Origin of the sequence: Actinomadura xylanilytica (genome assembly GCF_030283145.1) — a bacterium.
Taxonomy (GTDB): domain Bacteria; phylum Actinomycetota; class Actinomycetes; order Streptosporangiales; family Streptosporangiaceae; genus Spirillospora; species Spirillospora xylanilytica.
In genome coordinates, this window is the sequence record NZ_JASNWE010000001.1 from 512,503 (window position 1) to 528,483 (window position 15,981).

Here is a 15,981-nt window from a genome sequence, read left to right on the forward strand (position 1 = left end):
CTACCGCGGGCTCGGGGAGTCGTCCCCAGTGCCGGACGGCCCCGGCGCGGCCAGGCGCCGCACCGCCGCCATGAACGCGTCGCCGCGGGCCGGATAGTTCGCGAACATGTCGAAGGAGGCCCCGACGGGGGCGAGCAGCACGGTGTCGCCCGGGCGGGCGAGGCCGGCGGCGTGGCTGACGACGCGGTCCATGGCCCCAGTGTCGGTGTCCGCCATGTCCACGACCGGGACATCCGGCGCGTGTCGCGCGAGTGCCTCCGCGATCCGCTGCCGGTCGCGGCCCATCAGCACCACGCCGCGGAGCCGGGCGGCGCAGGAGGCGACCAGGTCGTCGACGTCCAGGCCCTTCAGCAGGCCGCCCGCGATCCACACGACGGGATCGTAGGCGGCCAGCGACGCGGCGGCGGCGTGCGGCTGGGTGGCCTTGGAGTCGTTGACGTAGGCCACACCCCCGATGTCGGCGACGTGCTGGATGCGGTGCGGGTCGGGCACGAAGGCCCGCAGCCCCTCGCGCACCGCCTCGGACGGCACCCCGAACGCGCGCGCCAGCGCCGCCGCGGCGAGCGCGTTGGCGACATTGTGGGGCGCGAACGGGCGCACGTCCTCCAGCGCGGCCAGCTCGGCGGCCTCGTTCCGCGGGTCGGCGGTCAGCGCCCGGTCGACCAGCAGGCCCTCGACGACGCCGAGCAGCCCGGGGGCCGGGGTGGCGAGGGTGAAGCCGACACGGCGCGCGGACCCCTCCGACAGCGCCGCCGCGGCCGGGTCGTCGGCGTTGTAGACGGCGATCGTGCCGGGCGCGTAGATCTTGGCCTTGGCGCCGACGTAGGCGTCCATGGTGCCGTGCCAGTCGAGGTGGTCGGGCGCGATGTTGAGCACCGCCGCGGCGAACGGCACCAGGCTGCTCGACCAGTGCAGCTGGTAGCTGGACAGCTCGACCGCCAGCACGTCGTAGGGTCCCCGCCCGTCCGCGGACGGGCCGCCCCCGGTCCCGGCGGTGACCGCCTCCACGATCGGCGTGCCGACGTTGCCGACCGCGATGGCGCGGTGCCCGGCGGCGGTGAGCATGGACGCCAGCATCCGGACGACCGTGGTCTTGCCGTCGGTCCCGGTGATCGCCAGCCACGGCGCCGCGCCCTCGGGACGCAGCCGCCAGGCCAGCTCGACCTCGCCGAGGATCTCGACGCCGGCGCCGGCCGCCGCGGCCAGGAGCGGGACGTCCGGCCGCCACCCCGGGGACGTGACGACCAGCCGCGTCCCGGCGGGGAGGGTGTCGCCGTCACCGAGCCGCACGGTCACACCGAGGGCCGCCAGCCCGGCGGCGTGCTCGCGGGTGGCCGCGTCGTCGCGCGCGTCGACGATCGTGACGCGGGCGCCCCGTCCGGCCAGGGCGCGGGCGGCGGCGCGGCCGGAGACGCCCAGGCCGGCCACGCAGACCTCGAGTCCGGCCCACTGGTCGCCGTTCACTTCTTGGGCATCCATTCCAGGTAGAACAGGCCGAGGCCGATCGCGGTGAACAGCGCCGACATCAGCCAGAACCGCACGACGATGGTGGTCTCGGCCCAGCCGGACAGCTCGAAGTGGTGCTGGAGCGGCGCCATCTTGAACACCCGTTTGCGGGTCATCTTGAACCCGCCGACCTGGATCACCACCGACAGGGTGATCATCACGATCAGCCCGCAGAGGACCGCCAGCAGGAACTGGGTGCGGGTGAGGATGGCCAGGCCGACCAGCACGCCGCCGAGGGCCAGCGAGCCGGTGTCGCCCATGAAGATCTTGGCGGGCGGGGCGTTCCACCACAGGAACCCGAACACGCCGCCGAGGACCGCCGCGGCGACCACCGCGAGGTCGAGCGGGTCGCGGACGCTGTAGCAGTTGGGGGCCAGCGCGAAGTCGTAGCAGCTGTTGCGGAGCTGCCAGTTGCCGATGATCACGTACGCGGCGAGCACCATGCCGGCCGGGCCGGCGGCCAGGCCGTCCAGCCCGTCGGTGAGGTTCACCCCGTTGGACATCGCCGCGATCAGCAGCAGCGCCCACACCACGAACAGGTACGGGCCGATCGAGGGGCCGAAGTCGCGCAGGAAGGACAGATGCGGGGAGGCGGGGGTGATGTCGTACCCGTTGGGGAAGTTCAGCGACGCGATCGCGAAGATCACGCCGACCAGGATGATGCCGATCATCTTGGCGCCGCTGCGCAGCCCCAGGCTGCGCTGCTTGAACACCTTGATGTAGTCGTCGACGAATCCGACGAACCCGAGGCCGGTCATCAGGAACAGCACCAGCAGGCCCGACACCGTCGGCACGTTCGTCGTGACCAGGTGCGCCACCGCGTACCCGACCAGCGACCCGACGATGAAGACCGTGCCGCCCATGGTGGGGGTGCCGCGCTTGTTGAGATGCGCCTCCGGGCCCTCCTCGCGGATCATCTGGCCGTAGCCGAGCCGGTTGACCACCCGGATCCAGAACGGGGTGCCGACCATCACGAAGACCAGGGCCACCCCGGCGGCGATGATGATGTTGGTCATGCCGGGTCACCTCCGAGGATCCCCTCGGCGACCCGTTCCAGCCCTGCGACGCGAGAGCCCTTCACCAGCACGACGTCCCGCGGCCGGAGCCGCTCTCTGAGCGCGGTTACCGCCGCGCCGACGTCATCCACCTGTACGCACTCTCCCGTCCATGACCCCACCTGCCCGGCCCCATCGGCCATCGGCGCCGCGTTGGCGCCGACCACCACGAGGCCGGCGATCCCGCTGCGCGCGACATGCTGCCCGATCTTGACATGTTCCGCCACAGAGGAGGCACCGAGCTCGGCCATCTCGCCGAGCACCGCGTAGGCGCGGCGCCCCCTGGCCATGTGCCCGAGGACGTCGAGCGCGGCCCGCGTCGACTCGGGATTGGCGTTGTAGGCGTCGTTGACCACCGTCACGCCGTCCGGCCGCTCGGTGACCTCCATCCGCCACCGGCTGGCCGGGCGCGCCCGGCACAGGCCCGCGGCGATCTCGTCCAGGCCGAGCCCCGCCGCGCGCGCCGCGGCGGCGGCGGCCAGCGCGTTGACGACCGCGTGCGAGCCGTGCAGGCCGAGCTCGACCTGCGCCGTCCCCTCCGGGGTGACCAGGGAGAACCTGGGCCGTCCCGCGTCGTCCAGCCGCTCGCCCTCGGCCCGGACGATCGCGTCCGGCGACCGGCCGAACGTGACGATCTCGGCGGGCGTGCGGGCCGCCATGGCCAGCACCAGCGGGTCGTCGGCGTTCAGGACGGCGGTGCCCTCGCGCGGCACCGCCTCGGCCAGCTCGCCCTTCGCGCGCGCCACCGCCTCCTGGCTGCCGAACTCGCCGATGTGCGCGGTGCCCACGTTGAGGACCACCCCGACGCGGGGGCGCGCGATGCCGGCGAGGTAGGCGATGTGACCGATGCCACGCGCGCCCATCTCCAGCACCAGGTACCGGGTGCCGGCGTCGGCGCGCAGCACGGTCAGCGGCAGCCCGATCTCGTTGTTGAACGAGCCGACCGGCGCGACGGTCGGCGCCGCCGCGCCGACGAGCTGCGCGATGAGGTCCTTGGTGGAGGTCTTGCCGGCCGAACCGGTGACCGCGATGACGGCGGCGTCCGGCAGCCGGGCCAGGACGCCGCGGGCCAGCAGCCCGAGGCCCTCCTGGGCGTCGCCGACCACCACGGCCGCGCCGGGCGGCCCCGGGGGCCCGCCGGGCTCGTCCGGGAGCGTCTCGACGGGCCGTTCGGCGAGCACCCCGGCGGCGCCCGCGGCGAGCGCGGCGGCGGCGAAGTCGTGCCCGTCGGCGTGCTCGCCGCGCAGTGCCACGAACAGCGCGCCGGGTTCGGCCGCGCGGGAGTCGATGATCACGGGGCCGCTCACCACGGCGTCCGGACGGCCTCCGCGCAGCACCCCGCCGGTGATCTCCGCGATCGCCGACAGCGGTAGTGGGATCACGCCTGCGTCCCGTCCCCTCTCACGTTCCGCCCGGTCAGCGCCTCGCGCACGACCTCGCGGTCATCGAACCAGAACACCTCGCCGGCCACGTACTGCCCCTGCTCGTGGCCCTTGCCCGCGACCAGGACGACATCGCCGCGGCGGGCCCGGCCGATCGCCAGCCCGATCGCGGCGGCGCGGTCGGGTTCGACCACGATGTGCGCGCGCTGCGGCTGCGGCACCTTGAGCCCGCCCTCGACCATAGCGGCGAGGATGCACAGGGGGTCCTCGGACCGCGGGTTGTCGTCGGTGAAATACGCCATGTCGGCCAGCCGCGCGGCGGCCTCGCCCATCAGCGGGCGCTTGCCGCGGTCGCGGTCGCCGCCGCAGCCGAGCACCACCGCCAGCCGGCCCTCGGTGACCGGGCGCAGCGCGGTGAGCACCGCCTCCAGCGCGCCGGGCTTGTGCGAGTAGTCGACCAGGGTGACGAACTCCTGGCCCTCGTCCACCCGCTCCAGCCGCCCGGGCACGCCCGGCAGCGCGGCGACGCCGTGCACCGCGGTGGGCAGCCCGATGCCCGCCTCGACCAGCGCCACGATCGCCGAGAGCGCGTTGGCCACGTTGAACGGCCCGGTGAGCTGCACCGCCCCGTCGGCCTCGATGCCGCCGGGGCCGACGACGCGGAAGACGCTGCCGTCGGCGCCCACCCGGACGTCCTCGGCCCGCCAGTCGGCGGCCGGGTCGCCGGTGGCCGAGAACGTCGTGGTCGGCACCGTGGCGATCTCCAGGAGCTCCCGGCCGTAGTGGTCGTCCAGGTTGATCACGCCGACCCGGCTGTACTCCGGCGTGAACAGCCGGGCCTTGGCCAGGAAGTAGTCCCGCATCGTCGGGTGGTAGTCCAGGTGGTCCTGGGACAGATTGGTGAAGATCGCCACGTCGTAGTGCGCGCCGCCGACCCGGCCCTGGGCCAGCGCGTGGCTGGAGACCTCCATCGCGCCGGCTCCGATGCCGCGCTCCCGCATCATCGCGAAGATCGCGTGCAGGTCGGTGGCCTCGGGCGTGGTCAGCGCGCTCGGCAGCCGGGTGTCGCCGATGCGCATCTCCACCGTGCCGACCACGCCGGTGTCGATCCCGGCGGCGCGGAGCCCGGCCTCCAGCAGGTACACGGTGGTGGTCTTGCCGCTGGTGCCGGTGACCCCGATGAGGGTCAGGTCGCGGGCGGGCTCCCCGTACACCCAGGCGGCGGCGTCGCCGAGGCTCGCCCGCGCGTCCTGCACGACCAGGACGGGCAGGCCGGTGGCCGAGGCGTCCTCGTACCCCGCGACGTCGGTCAGGATCGCCGCCGCGCCCGCCTCGGCGGCCTGCGCGGCGAACCGCGCGCCGTGCACGCGGGTGCCGGGCAGCGCGGCGTACAGGTCGCCGGGCCGCACCGCGCGCGAGTCGTGGGTGATCCCCGAGACCGCCGCCTCCTCGCCCGGCGCGGCGTGCTCGCTCCACTCGATGCCGAGGAGCGCCGCGAGCCCGTTCAGCGGACGGGCCTGGTTCGTCGTCGGGCGCATGGCGTTTCTTTCGGTGCGGGTGGAACGGGATTGGTGGTGCACGGAAGCTGGACTCACGGCGAGTGAGGGTACTCGCTGCGGTCAGTCCCGGGCGTGGATCTTGACGATCGGCGATTTGCTCCCCGTCGGCGGGATCTTGCGGGTCTGCAACGCGAAGCTCATCACGTCCCGGAAGACCGGGGCCGCCGCCTCGCCACCATAGTGGCTGCCCCGCTTGGGATCCTGCAGGACGACCTGGACGACGAGCCGCGGATTGTCGGCCGGCGCGAACCCGGCGAACGAGGCGGTGAAGCCGCCGCCCTTGTAGCAGCCGCAGCGCGGGTTCAGGTTCTCGGCGGTTCCGGTCTTGCCGGCCACCCGGTAGCCGGGGATCTGCGCCAGCGGCGCGGTCCCCTCGTTGGTGGTGACGCCCTCCAGCATGTCGCTGATCTGCCGGGCCGTCCCGGCGCTGATCACCTGCTTGGTGGCCGGCGCGGCGGCCGGGGTGAACGAGCCGTCGCCGGCGGTCGTGCCGGCGATGAGGTTCGGCATGACGCGCACGCCGCCGTTGGCGATCGTGGCGTACACGCTGGCCATCTGGAGCGCGTTCACCGAGACCGACTGCCCGAACGCGATCGCGTAGCGGTCGGTGCCCGACCACTTGTCGGGCGGTTGGAGCTGCCCGGCCGTCTCGGCGGGCAGGCCGACGCCGGTCGGCTGCCCGAACCCGAAGTCGCGCAGGAACTGGTAGAGCGTCTCCTTGCTGATGCTGTCGCTGGCCTTGATGGTGCCGACGTTGCTGGAGGTGGCCAGCACCCCCGCGAACGTCAGGTGCTGCACCTCGTGCGGGTGCGAATCGTTGAAGACCCGGTCGGCCTTCCCGATCCGGTCGGGGACGGTGAAGGGCGTGTCGGGGCGCACCCCGCCCTTCTCCATCACCGCGGCGGCTGTGACGACCTTGCCGGTGCTGCCCGGCTCGTACGCCTCCTGCACCAGCGGGCTGCCCCACCGCTCGGGCGGCGATTTGCCGAACTGGTTCGGGTCGTAGCCCGGGGCCGAGGCCATCGCGAGGAGCTGGCCGCTGCGCGGGTCCATCACCACCACGCTGCCGCCGCGCGCGCCGCGCTTCTTGACCTGCTGCTCGATCGCCTGCTGCGCCTTGAACTGGATGTCGCGCATCAGGGTGAGCCGCAGCCCGCGGCCGGGCACCGGGGGCCGCTTCTGGTCCTCGCCGAGCGGGATGTGCTGCCCCTCGGGGCTGATCTCGACGCGCTGCTTGCCGTCCCGGCCGGCGAGCTGGTCGTTCAGCGCCGACTCCAGCCCGGCGCCGCCCTCGCCCTGCTTGTTGACGAACCCGACGACGCCCGCGGCGAGCGAGTCGTTGGGGTACTGCCGGCGGTACTCGGGCTCGGTGCCGATGCCGAGGAACTTCCACGCGGTGACCAGCCGGGCCTGCGCCGGGCTGATGCCGTGCGCGAGGTAGACGAACTGCGTGCCGGGGGTGCTGATCACCTTCATCACGTAGGCCGGGTCCAGGCCGAGGGTCGGCGCCAGCGCGTTGACGATCGCCTGCCGCTTGTCCGCCTTGATCACGTGCGGGTCGGCGAAGACCGACCGCGCCTCCACCGTCATCGCGAGGGGGTTGCCCTGCGCGTCGGTGATGTCGCCGCGGACCGCGGGCAGGGTGATGTCCTTGAGCCGCTGTTCCATCGCCTTCGCGCTGTACTTGTCGGACTCGATCGTCTGGAGCTGGACGAGCCGTCCGGCGAACAGCGACAGCACGAACGCGACGACCAACAGTGTGACATTGAGCCGCTTGAGCGGGTCGCGGCGGTGGAACGGGACGCGGGGACGCGGAGGGCGCGGCTTGCGCGGCGGGGGCCGCCGGGACGGCCCCGAGCCGGTGCCGGGCCCGCGCGGGCCGCCGGGACGGGCCGCGGCGGCGTCGCCGCGGCGGGTCTTCGGCGGCGCGGTCATGCCCGACGCCGCCCGGCGGGAGCGCTCGCCGCCCTTGGCCTTGGCGTCCTTCTTCCCGGACTCCTTCGCCTTGGCCGCGGGCTTCGCGGCCTTCACAGGCTTCGCGGCCTTCACAGGCTTCGCGGACTTCGCGGGCTTCGGGGCGGCCGGTTTCCCGGCGGTGGTCTCCTTGGTGTCCTTGCCCTTGGCCGGCTTGCCGGTCGCGCCCCCCTTGGCGCCCTTCCCCCGCTGCGGGGGGACGGCGCCACCACGGGCCGGTCGCCGGGCGGTGCTGCCGCCCGGCGACCGTGGAGGGTTGCCCGTTTTACGCCCGGACGCGCGCGCCGCGCCCGGGCCGCTCTTCTCTTCCGGCCCCGCCGTCCCGCGGGGACCGCGTCCCTGGCCGCCGCGCTTCGGGCCCGTGGGCGGCCCGCCGGGCCCGCGTCCAGGACGCTTGGTCACGATGCACCCCGCTCCGCCCCGTTCACGGCGAACCGCCGCCCGGCCGCGCGGTGGCGCCGCCGGGGGCGCCGGGCGTGGCCGGGGCGGGCGAGGCGGGAGACGCGACGCCGTCGCCGGACACGACCGCGCCCGGGACGCCGACGACGCCGGCCGCGCCCGCCGCGGCGGCGGCCCCGTTCGGCGCCTGCGCGCCCGGGTCGCCGATGGTCTTGCCGGTGCGGCCGTCGATGAACGCCGGCGCCTCGGCCTGGTGCCAGTTCTGCCCCCTGGCCTTGGTGTCGAGCCCTGCGGGCGACTCCTCCCGCGCGATGTCGCTCTGGAGCGCCTGGCGCTGCTGCTCGAGGAGCTTGTTGCTCCGCTGGAGCCGGGTGAAGGTGAAGGCGTCCTCGGCGAGGACGGTGTTGAGCAGCAGCAGGCTGACCAGCGCGCCGCCGAGCAGCCCCACGATGAGCAGCACGAACGGAGTGCGCGGCGGCGTCGTCTGGCGGACCGTCGGCCGCGCCGGGCGCGCCCCGGCCCGCGACCGCGCCCCGGCCGCCTTGCCCGCCTTCGCGGGCTTGGGGGCCTTCGCGGGCTCGGCGGGCCTCGGCGGCGCCGTCGTCTTCGTGGCGGTCTTCGTGGCGGTCTTCGTGGCGGTCTTCGCCGTGGTCTTGGCGGTCGCCGGGGCCTTGGCGGGCTTCTCCGGCGTCCTCTTCTTCTTTGCGGGCTTGGCGGGCTTGACCGGCTTGGCGGCCTTGCCGGCGGCGCGCTCGGGCGGCCGGCGGTCCGCGGGCTTGCGGTCCGCAGGCTTGCGGTCCGCTGCCGGGCGCTCGGCGGGCCTGCGCTCGGGGCGGGCCTTCGGCGTGGACGGCGCGGTTCCCGGCGGGCGTCTGGTCGTCGTGGTCATGTCGCCTCCCGGACCCGCTCGGCGGCGCGCAATCGCACCGACCCGGCCCGTGGGTTGGTCGCGGTCTCCCCGTCCGTCGGCAGCTCGGCCCCGCGCGTCAGCAGCCGGAACCTCGGCTGGTGTCCGGGCAAGGGGACGGGCAGGTCGGGCGGGGTGGTGTCGGCCACTTGGGCCGCGAGGACCTGCTTGGTGATGCGGTCCTCGAGCGAGTGATAGCTGAGCACGACGATCCGGCCGCCGACCGGGAGGGCGGCCAGCGCCGCGGGCAGCGCCCGGCGCCAGGTGTCGAGCTCGCCGTTCACCTCGATGCGCAGCGCCTGGAAGGTGCGCTTGGCCGGATTGCCGCCGGTGCGGCGGGTCGCGGCGGGAATCGAGGTGCGCACCAGGTCGGCCAGCCGCCTGGTGGAGTCGAGCGGGGTGTGCTCGCGCTCGCGCGCGATCGCGGAGGCGATCCGCTGGGCGAACCGCTCCTCGCCGTACTCGCGCAGGATGCGGGCGAGCTCGGCGGGCGGGTAGCCGTTGACGACCTCGGCCGCGGTGAGGCTCTGGGTGCGGTCCATCCGCATGTCGAGGGGGGCGTCATAGGAATAGGCGAAGCCGCGGCCGGCCTCGTCGAGCTGGGGGGACGAGACGCCGAGGTCGAACAGCGCGGCGTCGACCGCCGGCACGCCGAGCCGGTCGAGCACCGACGGCAGCTCGTCGTAGACGGCGTGCACGAGCGTCACCCGGTCGCCGAACGGGGCGAGCCTGCGGGCGGAGCGCTCCAGCGCGGTGGTGTCGCGGTCGAGGCCGATCAGCCTGAGTCCGGGGTGGGCCCGCAGCATGGCCTCGGCGTGGCCGCCCATGCCGAGGGTGCCGTCGAGGTAGACCGGGGCGCGGCCGGTGATCTGCACGGCGGGCGCCAGCAGTGTCAGGACGCGGTCGAGCATGACCGGTACGTGACCGGATTCGGCCGCGTGGTCACCCACGTCCATGGTCCACCCCCTCGTACTGCCACCTCGCTCGCGGACTTGTGGCATCGCCGTCCGGACCGTTTCCGCACCCCCGGCGGCGGCCTCGCCCGGCCAGGTCCCCATCCGCTGCCCTGAGGAAGTCACCGCGTAAACCCGCGGGGGGTCGCCGTCTGGCACCGGGGAAGCTGCGCCAGCTGGCTCGGAGAGCGGCTGGAGACCTGGCCGAACGTGGGCCAGAGCCGGTCATCGGACCGACGAGTCGTTTCTCAGAGGATCCCTGGCAACACCTCCTCCGAGACGTCGGAGAACGCCTGCTCCTCTTCCTCGAGGTAGGTCTCCCACGCCTTCGTGTCCCAGATTTCCAAGCGTGTGTTGGCTCCGATGACCGTGCAGTCGCGCACCAGTCCCGCGTACGCGCGCAGCGGCGCTGGGATGGTGACGCGTCCCTGCTTGTCGGGAACCTCGTCGGACGCGCTGGCGAAGAAGACCCGGCTGTAGGCGCGCACCGCCTTCTCGGTGACCGGCGCGCTGCGCAGAGCCTCGGTGATGCGCTGGAACTCTGCCATGGGGAAGACGTACAGGCAGCGCTCCTGGCCCTTCGTGATCACCAATCCCCCCGACAGCTCCTCGCGGTACTTCGCCGGCAGGAACAGTCGTCCCTTGTCGTCGAGACGCGGTGAATGGGTGCCGAGGAACACCGGCCCCACCTCCCGCGCCGCGGGGGGCGCTCCGGCTCCCCACGGCGCCCCACTCTACTCCACTCTTCCCCACCGTCAACAAGGAAAACACGCTGCGCCGGACGTGATCGTCAACAAAGCGCCAGGTCAGCAGGGGTGGGGCGGAGTGGGGCGCGCGAGGGCGCCGCCGCGCGCCGCTCAGGCGGGACCGCCGGCGACGCCGCCGCAGTCCGCCGGGCGCGTCCCGTCCGCAGCGTTCCGGACGGGACGGTGGGGGAAGGTGGGGCGGCCGGTCGGCCGTGGCGTCGATCTCGGTGCAGCACAATGGGCACCCGTTCCACTTCGACATCGCGGCGGCCGTCCCGACGACGTACTGTCGTTCGGGCGGGCACGGAAGCGCCGCGCCGGCTCGCGGGAGGGCCCCGTGGCGGGGCAGATCCTGGGGACGAGCCGGTCAGCACACCACGCGGCCGGAAGGCTGAGGAGGGTTGCCGGTGGCAGTAGGCACGCACGGAGAGTCGTTCATGGAGACCGACCCCCCGTCGCCCCCCGGTTCCGCGCCGCACGGCGGTACGGGCCTCGGGCTCGAAGGGCTGGCGCAGGTCGCCGGCAAGATCCGCGAAGCGGTCGAGTCGGTCATCGAGGGCAAGAGCGCGGTGGTCCGGCTGGCGCTGACGGTGCTGCTGGCCGAGGGGCACCTGCTGATCGAGGACGTGCCCGGGGTCGGCAAGACGATGCTCGCCAAGTCGCTCGCGCGCTCGATCGACTGCTCGGTGCGGCGGGTGCAGTTCACCCCCGACCTGCTGCCGAGCGACATCACCGGGGTGAGCGCCTACAACCAGGAGCAGCGCGAGTTCGAGTTCAAGCCGGGGCCGGTGTTCGCCAACATCGTGGTCGGCGACGAGATCAACCGGGCCTCGCCGAAGACGCAGTCGGCGCTGCTGGAGTGCATGGAGGAGCGCCAGGTCACCGTCGACGGCACCACCTACGCGCTGGACCGGCCGTTCATGGTCATCGCCACCCAGAACCCGGTGGAGATGGAGGGCACCTACCCGCTGCCCGAGGCGCAGCGCGACCGGTTCACCGCCCGGATCTCGATGGGCTACCCCGACCCGGCCGCCGAGCTGGAGATGCTCGACGCGCACGGGCGGTCCTCCCCGCTCGACCGGCTCGGCCCCGTCGCGCACGACGCCGACGTCCGCGAGCTGATCGAGGTGGTGCGGCACCAGCACGTCGCCCCCGCCGTCCGCCAGTACGCGATCGACCTGGTGACCGCCACCCGGGGCCACCCCGAGCTGCGCCTGGGCGCCTCGCCGCGGGCCACCCTGCACCTGGTGCGGGCGGCGCGGGCGTACGCGGCGCTCGACGAGCGCGACTACGTGCTGCCCGACGACCTCCAGGACCTGGCCGTCCCGGTGCTGGCCCACCGGCTCCTGCCGACCGCCGAGGCGCAGGTCGAGCGGCGCCGGCCCGAGCACGTGGTCGCCGAGCTGGTCGCTCGGCTGCCGGTACCCTCCCTCAGACAGTGATCACCCCGGGCGCGGTCCGCCACCGGACCGTTCCCGGGACCTGACCGCGACCGTCCCCCCAGGAAGTGACCGTTGAGAAGAGCGCTTGCCGGTCTGACCACCCGAGGGCGGTCGTTCGTGGCCGCCGGGGCGACCGCGATCGTGTGCGCCTTCGCCCTCGGTGAGCGCGACCTGCTGCGCGCCGGGGTCCTCGTCCTGGCGCTGCCGCTGCTGTGCACGCTGGCCGTCTCGCGGACCCGCTACCGGCTGGCGTGCGCGCGGCGGCTCACGCCGTCCCGGCTGCCGGTGGGCCACGAGGCGCAGGCGGACCTGCGGCTGGAGAACGTGTCGCGGCTGCCGAGCGGGCTGCTGATGGTCGAGGACCAGGTGCCGTACACGCTGGGCGGACGGGCCCGGTTCGTCCTCGACCGGATCGAGCCGCAGGGCTCGCGGCAGCTCAGCTACCGGATCCGGTCCGACGTGCGGGGCCGCTACCGGGTCGGGCCGCTGATCGTCCGGCTGGCCGACCCGTTCGGGATGGTGGAGCTGGTCCGGTCGTTCAGCCTGGCCGACACCCTGACGGTCACGCCCGCGATCGTGCCGCTGCCCGCGGGGCGGCTGGCGGGCGCGTGGACCGGCGGCGGCGAGAGCCTGGCCCGGACGGTCGCCACCGCGGGCGAGGACGACGCGGCCCCGCGCGAGTACCGGCACGGCGACGACCTGCGGCGGGTGCACTGGCGCTCGACCGCCAGGTACGGCGAGCTCATGGTGCGGCGCGAGGAGCAGCACTGGCAGAGCAGCGGGACCCTGTTCCTCGACACCCGCCGCGCCGCGCACTGGGGCGAGGGGCCCGGCGGGTCGTTCGAGCAGGCGGTGTCGGTCACCGCGTCGGTCGGCGTGCACCTCGGCCGGGCCGGGATGGGCCTGCGGTACGTGACCGACGGCGGCGAGGCGCTGCCCTCGTCGGTGTCGTTCGAGAGCGCCTTCGAGGGGCTGCTCCTCGACGCGCTGGCGGTGGCGCAGGTGTCGGGCGCGCGCTCGCTCACGGCGGGGCTGGCCGCGCTGCGCGGCACGCTCGGCCAGGGGCGCGACGGCGACGGGCTGGTGGTGGCCGTGTTCGGCGTGCTCAAGCCGGACGAGGCCCGCTCGATCGCGGCGGCCCGGCGTGGCACCGCCACCTGCGTCGCGATCCTCGTCGACCCGTCCGCCCCGGCCCGCCCCGGCCGGAGCGGCAAAGCGGGCGAGACAGGCGCCGCGAGCGAGACGGGCGCCGCGAGCGAGACGGGCGGGACGGGCACGGCGGAGGGCGACGGCGCGGCGGCCTCCGGCAGCACGGAGGATCCGGCGGCGCCGGCCACGAGCGCCCGCACCGCGCGGCTGCTGCGCGCGGGCGGCTGGCGGGTCGCGGTCGTCCGCTCCGCCGCCGACCTCGCCGGCGCGTGGGCGCTGGCCGACCAGGCCACCGAGGACTTCGCCAGGGACGGTTCATGAGGGTCCGCATGACGATCGTCGCCGGGCTGGCGACGCTGGCCGGCTCGGCGGGGCTCTACCCGCTGTTCTCCGGCGGAGGCTGGTTCGTCCACGCGCTCGGCGCGGTGGTCGCGGTCATGGCGGGCGGGATGCTGGTGCGGCGGTTCCGGGTGCCCGCGGTGTTCAGCGCGTTCGGCGGCGTGGCCGCGCTGCACCTCTACCTGACCGCGGTGCACGTCCCGGGGGCCGCGTGGCTCGGCGTCATCCCGACCCCGTCGTCGGAGCGCGCGCTCGCCGACCTGATCGGCGACGGCTGGCAAGCCGCCAACCAGTACGCCGCGCCGGTGCCGCTGGTACCGGGCATCTCGCTGCTGGCCGCCGCGGGCGTCGGCCTCGTCGCCGTCCTGGTCGACCTCCTCGCCGTCCGGCTCCGCCGGGCCGCGCCCGCCGGGCTGCCCCTGCTGGCGATGTACAGCGTGCCGGCGGCGGTCCGCGAGGACGACGTGAGCTGGCTGGCGTTCGGCCTGGGCGCGCTCGGGTTCCTGGCCCTGCTGATGAGCGACTCGCGCGAGCAGGTCGGCGGGTGGGGCCGGGCGGTCTTCACCCCGCGCTGGTCGGAGGAGGTCCCGATGGCCGGGGCCGGCGCGCCGCAGGACGGGCCGGCGCGGGGCGAGCGTCCCGACTCCAGCGCCCTCGCGGCCAGCGGCCGGCGGATCGGAGCGGCCGCCGTCGCGGTCGCGGTGCTGCTGCCCGCAGCCGTCCCCGGGATCCATCCGCGCGGCCTGTTCGGCATGGGCGGCGGCGGCGAGGGCGACGGCGGGCTCCGGACCGTCACCACCCCCGACCCGCTGGTCAGCCTCAAGCGGGAGCTGGCCCGCCAGGACGACTCGGTCGTGCTCACCTACCGGAGCGACGACCCGGCGGGCCCCGACTACCTGCGGTTGTACGCGCTGGACCGGTTCGACGGCGACCGGTGGACCTACAACGCCCTTCAGAGCAGCGAGGAGGACCGGCTGGCGGGCCGCACCCTGCCGGCCGCGCCCGGCCTCGGCGCCGCCCCCTCCCACGTGGTGAAGACCAGGGTGCAGGTGCGTCCGGAGGTCAAGCGCATGACCTTCCTGCCCGTGCCGTACGCGCCGGCCCGAGTGTCGATCAAGGGCGACTGGCGGGTGCACCCGGCCTCCCTGATGGTCTACTCGCTGCGCGACTCGGCGGGCGGCCGGTCATTCACCGTCGAGAGCATCCGCGCGCAGCCGAGCGGCGCCGAGCTCGCCGCGGCGAGCTCGGCGCCCAGCGACATCCTGGACCAGTACGCCAGCGTGCCGGGGAACGTGCCCCCACAGGTCAAGGCGCTGGCGCGCGAGGTCACCTCGGGCGCGACGACCGGGTACGGGCAGGCCGTCCGGTTGCAGCGCTGGTTCACCGAGAAGGGCGGGTTCCGGTACGACCTGGCGGCCCAGCCGCCGCAGCACGGCGGTGAATTGGCCGACTTCCTGCTGCACAACCGGCGGGGCTACTGCGAGCAGTTCGCGGCGGGCATGGCGGTGATGGCCCGGGTCCTCGGGATCCCGTCCCGCGTCGCGATGGGCTACACCCCCGGCGAGCAGAACCGGGCCGGCGAGTGGACGGTGCGGTCCCGCGACGCGCACGCCTGGCCCGAGCTGTACTTCGAGGGCGCCGGCTGGGTCCGGTTCGAGCCGACTCCCGCCGGGCCGGCGGGCCAGGGCACCGCCGTCGCGCCCGCCTACAGCGAGCCGTCCAGCGACGCCCCCGGCCGGGAAGCGGGGCAGGAGAACGCGCCGAAGCCCGGGTCGCCGTCGTCGGAGCCGGAGCCGGGCACCCCCGGCTCGGGGCCCCGGCACAACCAGGACCTCGGTCCGGCCGACGGCCCGGCGGCGGAGCCGGTCATCACCGACGACGACGGCGGCGGCGGATTCCCGATGGCGTGGCTGGGCGCCGCGCTGCTCGTCGCGCTGATGCTCCTCTCGGTGCCGCTGGTGGTGCGGCTGCTCTCCCGGCGCCGGCACTGGGCCGCCGTCGCCCCGCGCGGCAAAAAGCCCCGCCGGGACGCGCCGCCCCGCCGGCGCGGTCCCTCCCCCGGCATCGGCCGGGACCCCGATCCGGCCGATGCCGCGCACGCGGCCTGGGGGGAGATGCGGGCGGACGCCCTCGACCACGGCCTCGACTGGCGGGCCAGCGATTCGCCCCGCGCCGTGGCGCGGCGCCTGGGCGAGCTCCTCGAGCTGGACGACCCGGGCAGCGGTGCGCTGGGCCGCATCGCCCACGCCGAGGAGCTGGCCCGCTACTCCCGGTCGCAGCAGGCCGTGCCGCCCGAATCGCTCAAGGCGGACGTGCGGACCGTCCGCGAGGCGTTCGCCGCCTCGGTGGGCCGCGGCACCCGCTTGCGCGCCCGGCTACTCCCCCCGTCGACGGTCGATCTCACCTTCTCGGTCCTGCGCGGCGCCGGCGGCCGGACCCTGGAGGCCGCCAACCGGCTGGACGACCTCGCCGGCCGCCTCGGCCGCCGCGTCCGCCGGAAGGACCGCGGCCACCCCGAGTGACGGCCCGCTGGGGTCGCCCGCAAAGCAGAAGCCGTGCCGGATCGGAGA

11 protein-coding genes are annotated in these 15,981 nt (G+C 74.9%); 3 read left to right on the forward strand and 8 right to left on the reverse strand.

Features of this window, described 5'->3' with window-relative positions; translation table 11 throughout:
- The 8 genes from murD to mraZ all read right to left on the reverse strand — a co-directional run bounded on the left by murD (position 1) and on the right by mraZ (position 10,415).
- Complete coding sequence (gene murD, locus QP090_RS02420; RefSeq protein ID WP_285936779.1) at positions 1 to 1,479, reverse strand: UDP-N-acetylmuramoyl-L-alanine--D-glutamate ligase; 1,479 nt, start codon at positions 1,477 to 1,479, stop codon at positions 1 to 3.
- Complete coding sequence (gene mraY, locus QP090_RS02425) at positions 1,461 to 2,522, reverse strand: phospho-N-acetylmuramoyl-pentapeptide-transferase (RefSeq protein WP_285936780.1); 1,062 nt, start codon at positions 2,520 to 2,522, stop codon at positions 1,461 to 1,463. The genes murD and mraY overlap by 19 nt, the downstream gene beginning before the upstream one ends.
- Positions 2,519 to 3,943, reverse strand: coding sequence for a UDP-N-acetylmuramoyl-tripeptide--D-alanyl-D-alanine ligase (locus QP090_RS02430; RefSeq protein WP_285936781.1), 1,425 nt, complete (start codon positions 3,941 to 3,943; stop codon positions 2,519 to 2,521). The genes mraY and QP090_RS02430 overlap by 4 nt, the downstream gene beginning before the upstream one ends.
- On the reverse strand, positions 3,940 to 5,481 hold the full coding sequence (locus tag QP090_RS02435) for a UDP-N-acetylmuramoyl-L-alanyl-D-glutamate--2,6-diaminopimelate ligase (RefSeq protein WP_285936782.1): 1,542 nt from the start codon (positions 5,479 to 5,481) through the stop codon (positions 3,940 to 3,942). Before QP090_RS02435 ends, QP090_RS02430 begins: the two co-directional genes overlap by 4 nt.
- 81 nt (positions 5,482 to 5,562) lie before the next feature.
- Positions 5,563 to 7,878 (reverse strand): peptidoglycan D,D-transpeptidase FtsI family protein, encoded by a 2,316-nt coding sequence (locus QP090_RS02440; protein ID WP_285936783.1) that lies wholly within the window; start codon positions 7,876 to 7,878, stop codon positions 5,563 to 5,565.
- A 22-nt stretch (positions 7,879 to 7,900) separates the two neighbouring features.
- Positions 7,901 to 8,764: a cell division protein FtsL gene (gene ftsL / locus QP090_RS02445; RefSeq protein ID WP_285936784.1), complete on the reverse strand. Its 864-nt coding sequence runs from the start codon at positions 8,762 to 8,764 to the stop codon at positions 7,901 to 7,903.
- Entirely contained in the window at positions 8,761 to 9,738 is a 978-nt protein-coding gene (gene rsmH, locus QP090_RS02450) for a 16S rRNA (cytosine(1402)-N(4))-methyltransferase RsmH (protein WP_285936785.1), read from the reverse strand. Before rsmH ends, ftsL begins: the two co-directional genes overlap by 4 nt.
- A 245-nt stretch (positions 9,739 to 9,983) precedes the next feature.
- Positions 9,984 to 10,415: a division/cell wall cluster transcriptional repressor MraZ gene (gene mraZ, locus QP090_RS02455; protein ID WP_285936786.1), complete on the reverse strand. Its 432-nt coding sequence runs from the start codon at positions 10,413 to 10,415 to the stop codon at positions 9,984 to 9,986.
- Positions 10,416 to 10,918: 503 nt separating this feature from the next.
- Between mraZ and QP090_RS02460 the strand changes: the two genes are divergently transcribed.
- The 3 genes from QP090_RS02460 (at position 10,919) to QP090_RS02470 (ending at position 15,933) form a co-directional block, all read left to right on the forward strand.
- Entirely contained in the window at positions 10,919 to 11,923 is a 1,005-nt protein-coding gene (locus QP090_RS02460) for an AAA family ATPase (RefSeq protein WP_432763026.1), read from the forward strand.
- 72 nt (positions 11,924 to 11,995) lie between these two features.
- Entirely contained in the window at positions 11,996 to 13,393 is a 1,398-nt protein-coding gene (locus tag QP090_RS02465) for a DUF58 domain-containing protein (RefSeq protein WP_285936788.1), read from the forward strand.
- On the forward strand, positions 13,390 to 15,933 hold the full coding sequence (locus QP090_RS02470; RefSeq protein WP_285936789.1) for a transglutaminase TgpA family protein: 2,544 nt from the start codon (positions 13,390 to 13,392) through the stop codon (positions 15,931 to 15,933). The genes QP090_RS02465 and QP090_RS02470 overlap by 4 nt, the downstream gene beginning before the upstream one ends.
- Positions 15,934 to 15,981 lie beyond the last annotated feature (48 nt).

Excerpts from the sequence above, each read along its gene's own strand:
- murD (WP_285936779.1), bottom strand. The coding sequence starts at position 1,479 with ATGGATGCCCAAGAAGTGAACGGCGACCAGTGGGCCGGACTCGAGGTC.
- mraY (WP_285936780.1), bottom strand. The coding sequence starts at position 2,522 with ATGACCAACATCATCATCGCCGCCGGGGTGGCCCTGGTCTTCGTGATG.
- QP090_RS02435 (WP_285936782.1), bottom strand. The coding sequence starts at position 5,481 with ATGCGCCCGACGACGAACCAGGCCCGTCCGCTGAACGGGCTCGCGGCG.
- ftsL (WP_285936784.1), bottom strand. The coding sequence starts at position 8,764 with ATGACCACGACGACCAGACGCCCGCCGGGAACCGCGCCGTCCACGCCG.
- rsmH (WP_285936785.1), bottom strand. The coding sequence starts at position 9,738 with ATGGACGTGGGTGACCACGCGGCCGAATCCGGTCACGTACCGGTCATG.
- QP090_RS02460 (WP_432763026.1), top strand. The coding sequence starts at position 10,919 with ATGGAGACCGACCCCCCGTCGCCCCCCGGTTCCGCGCCGCACGGCGGT.
- QP090_RS02470 (WP_285936789.1), top strand. The coding sequence starts at position 13,390 with ATGAGGGTCCGCATGACGATCGTCGCCGGGCTGGCGACGCTGGCCGGC.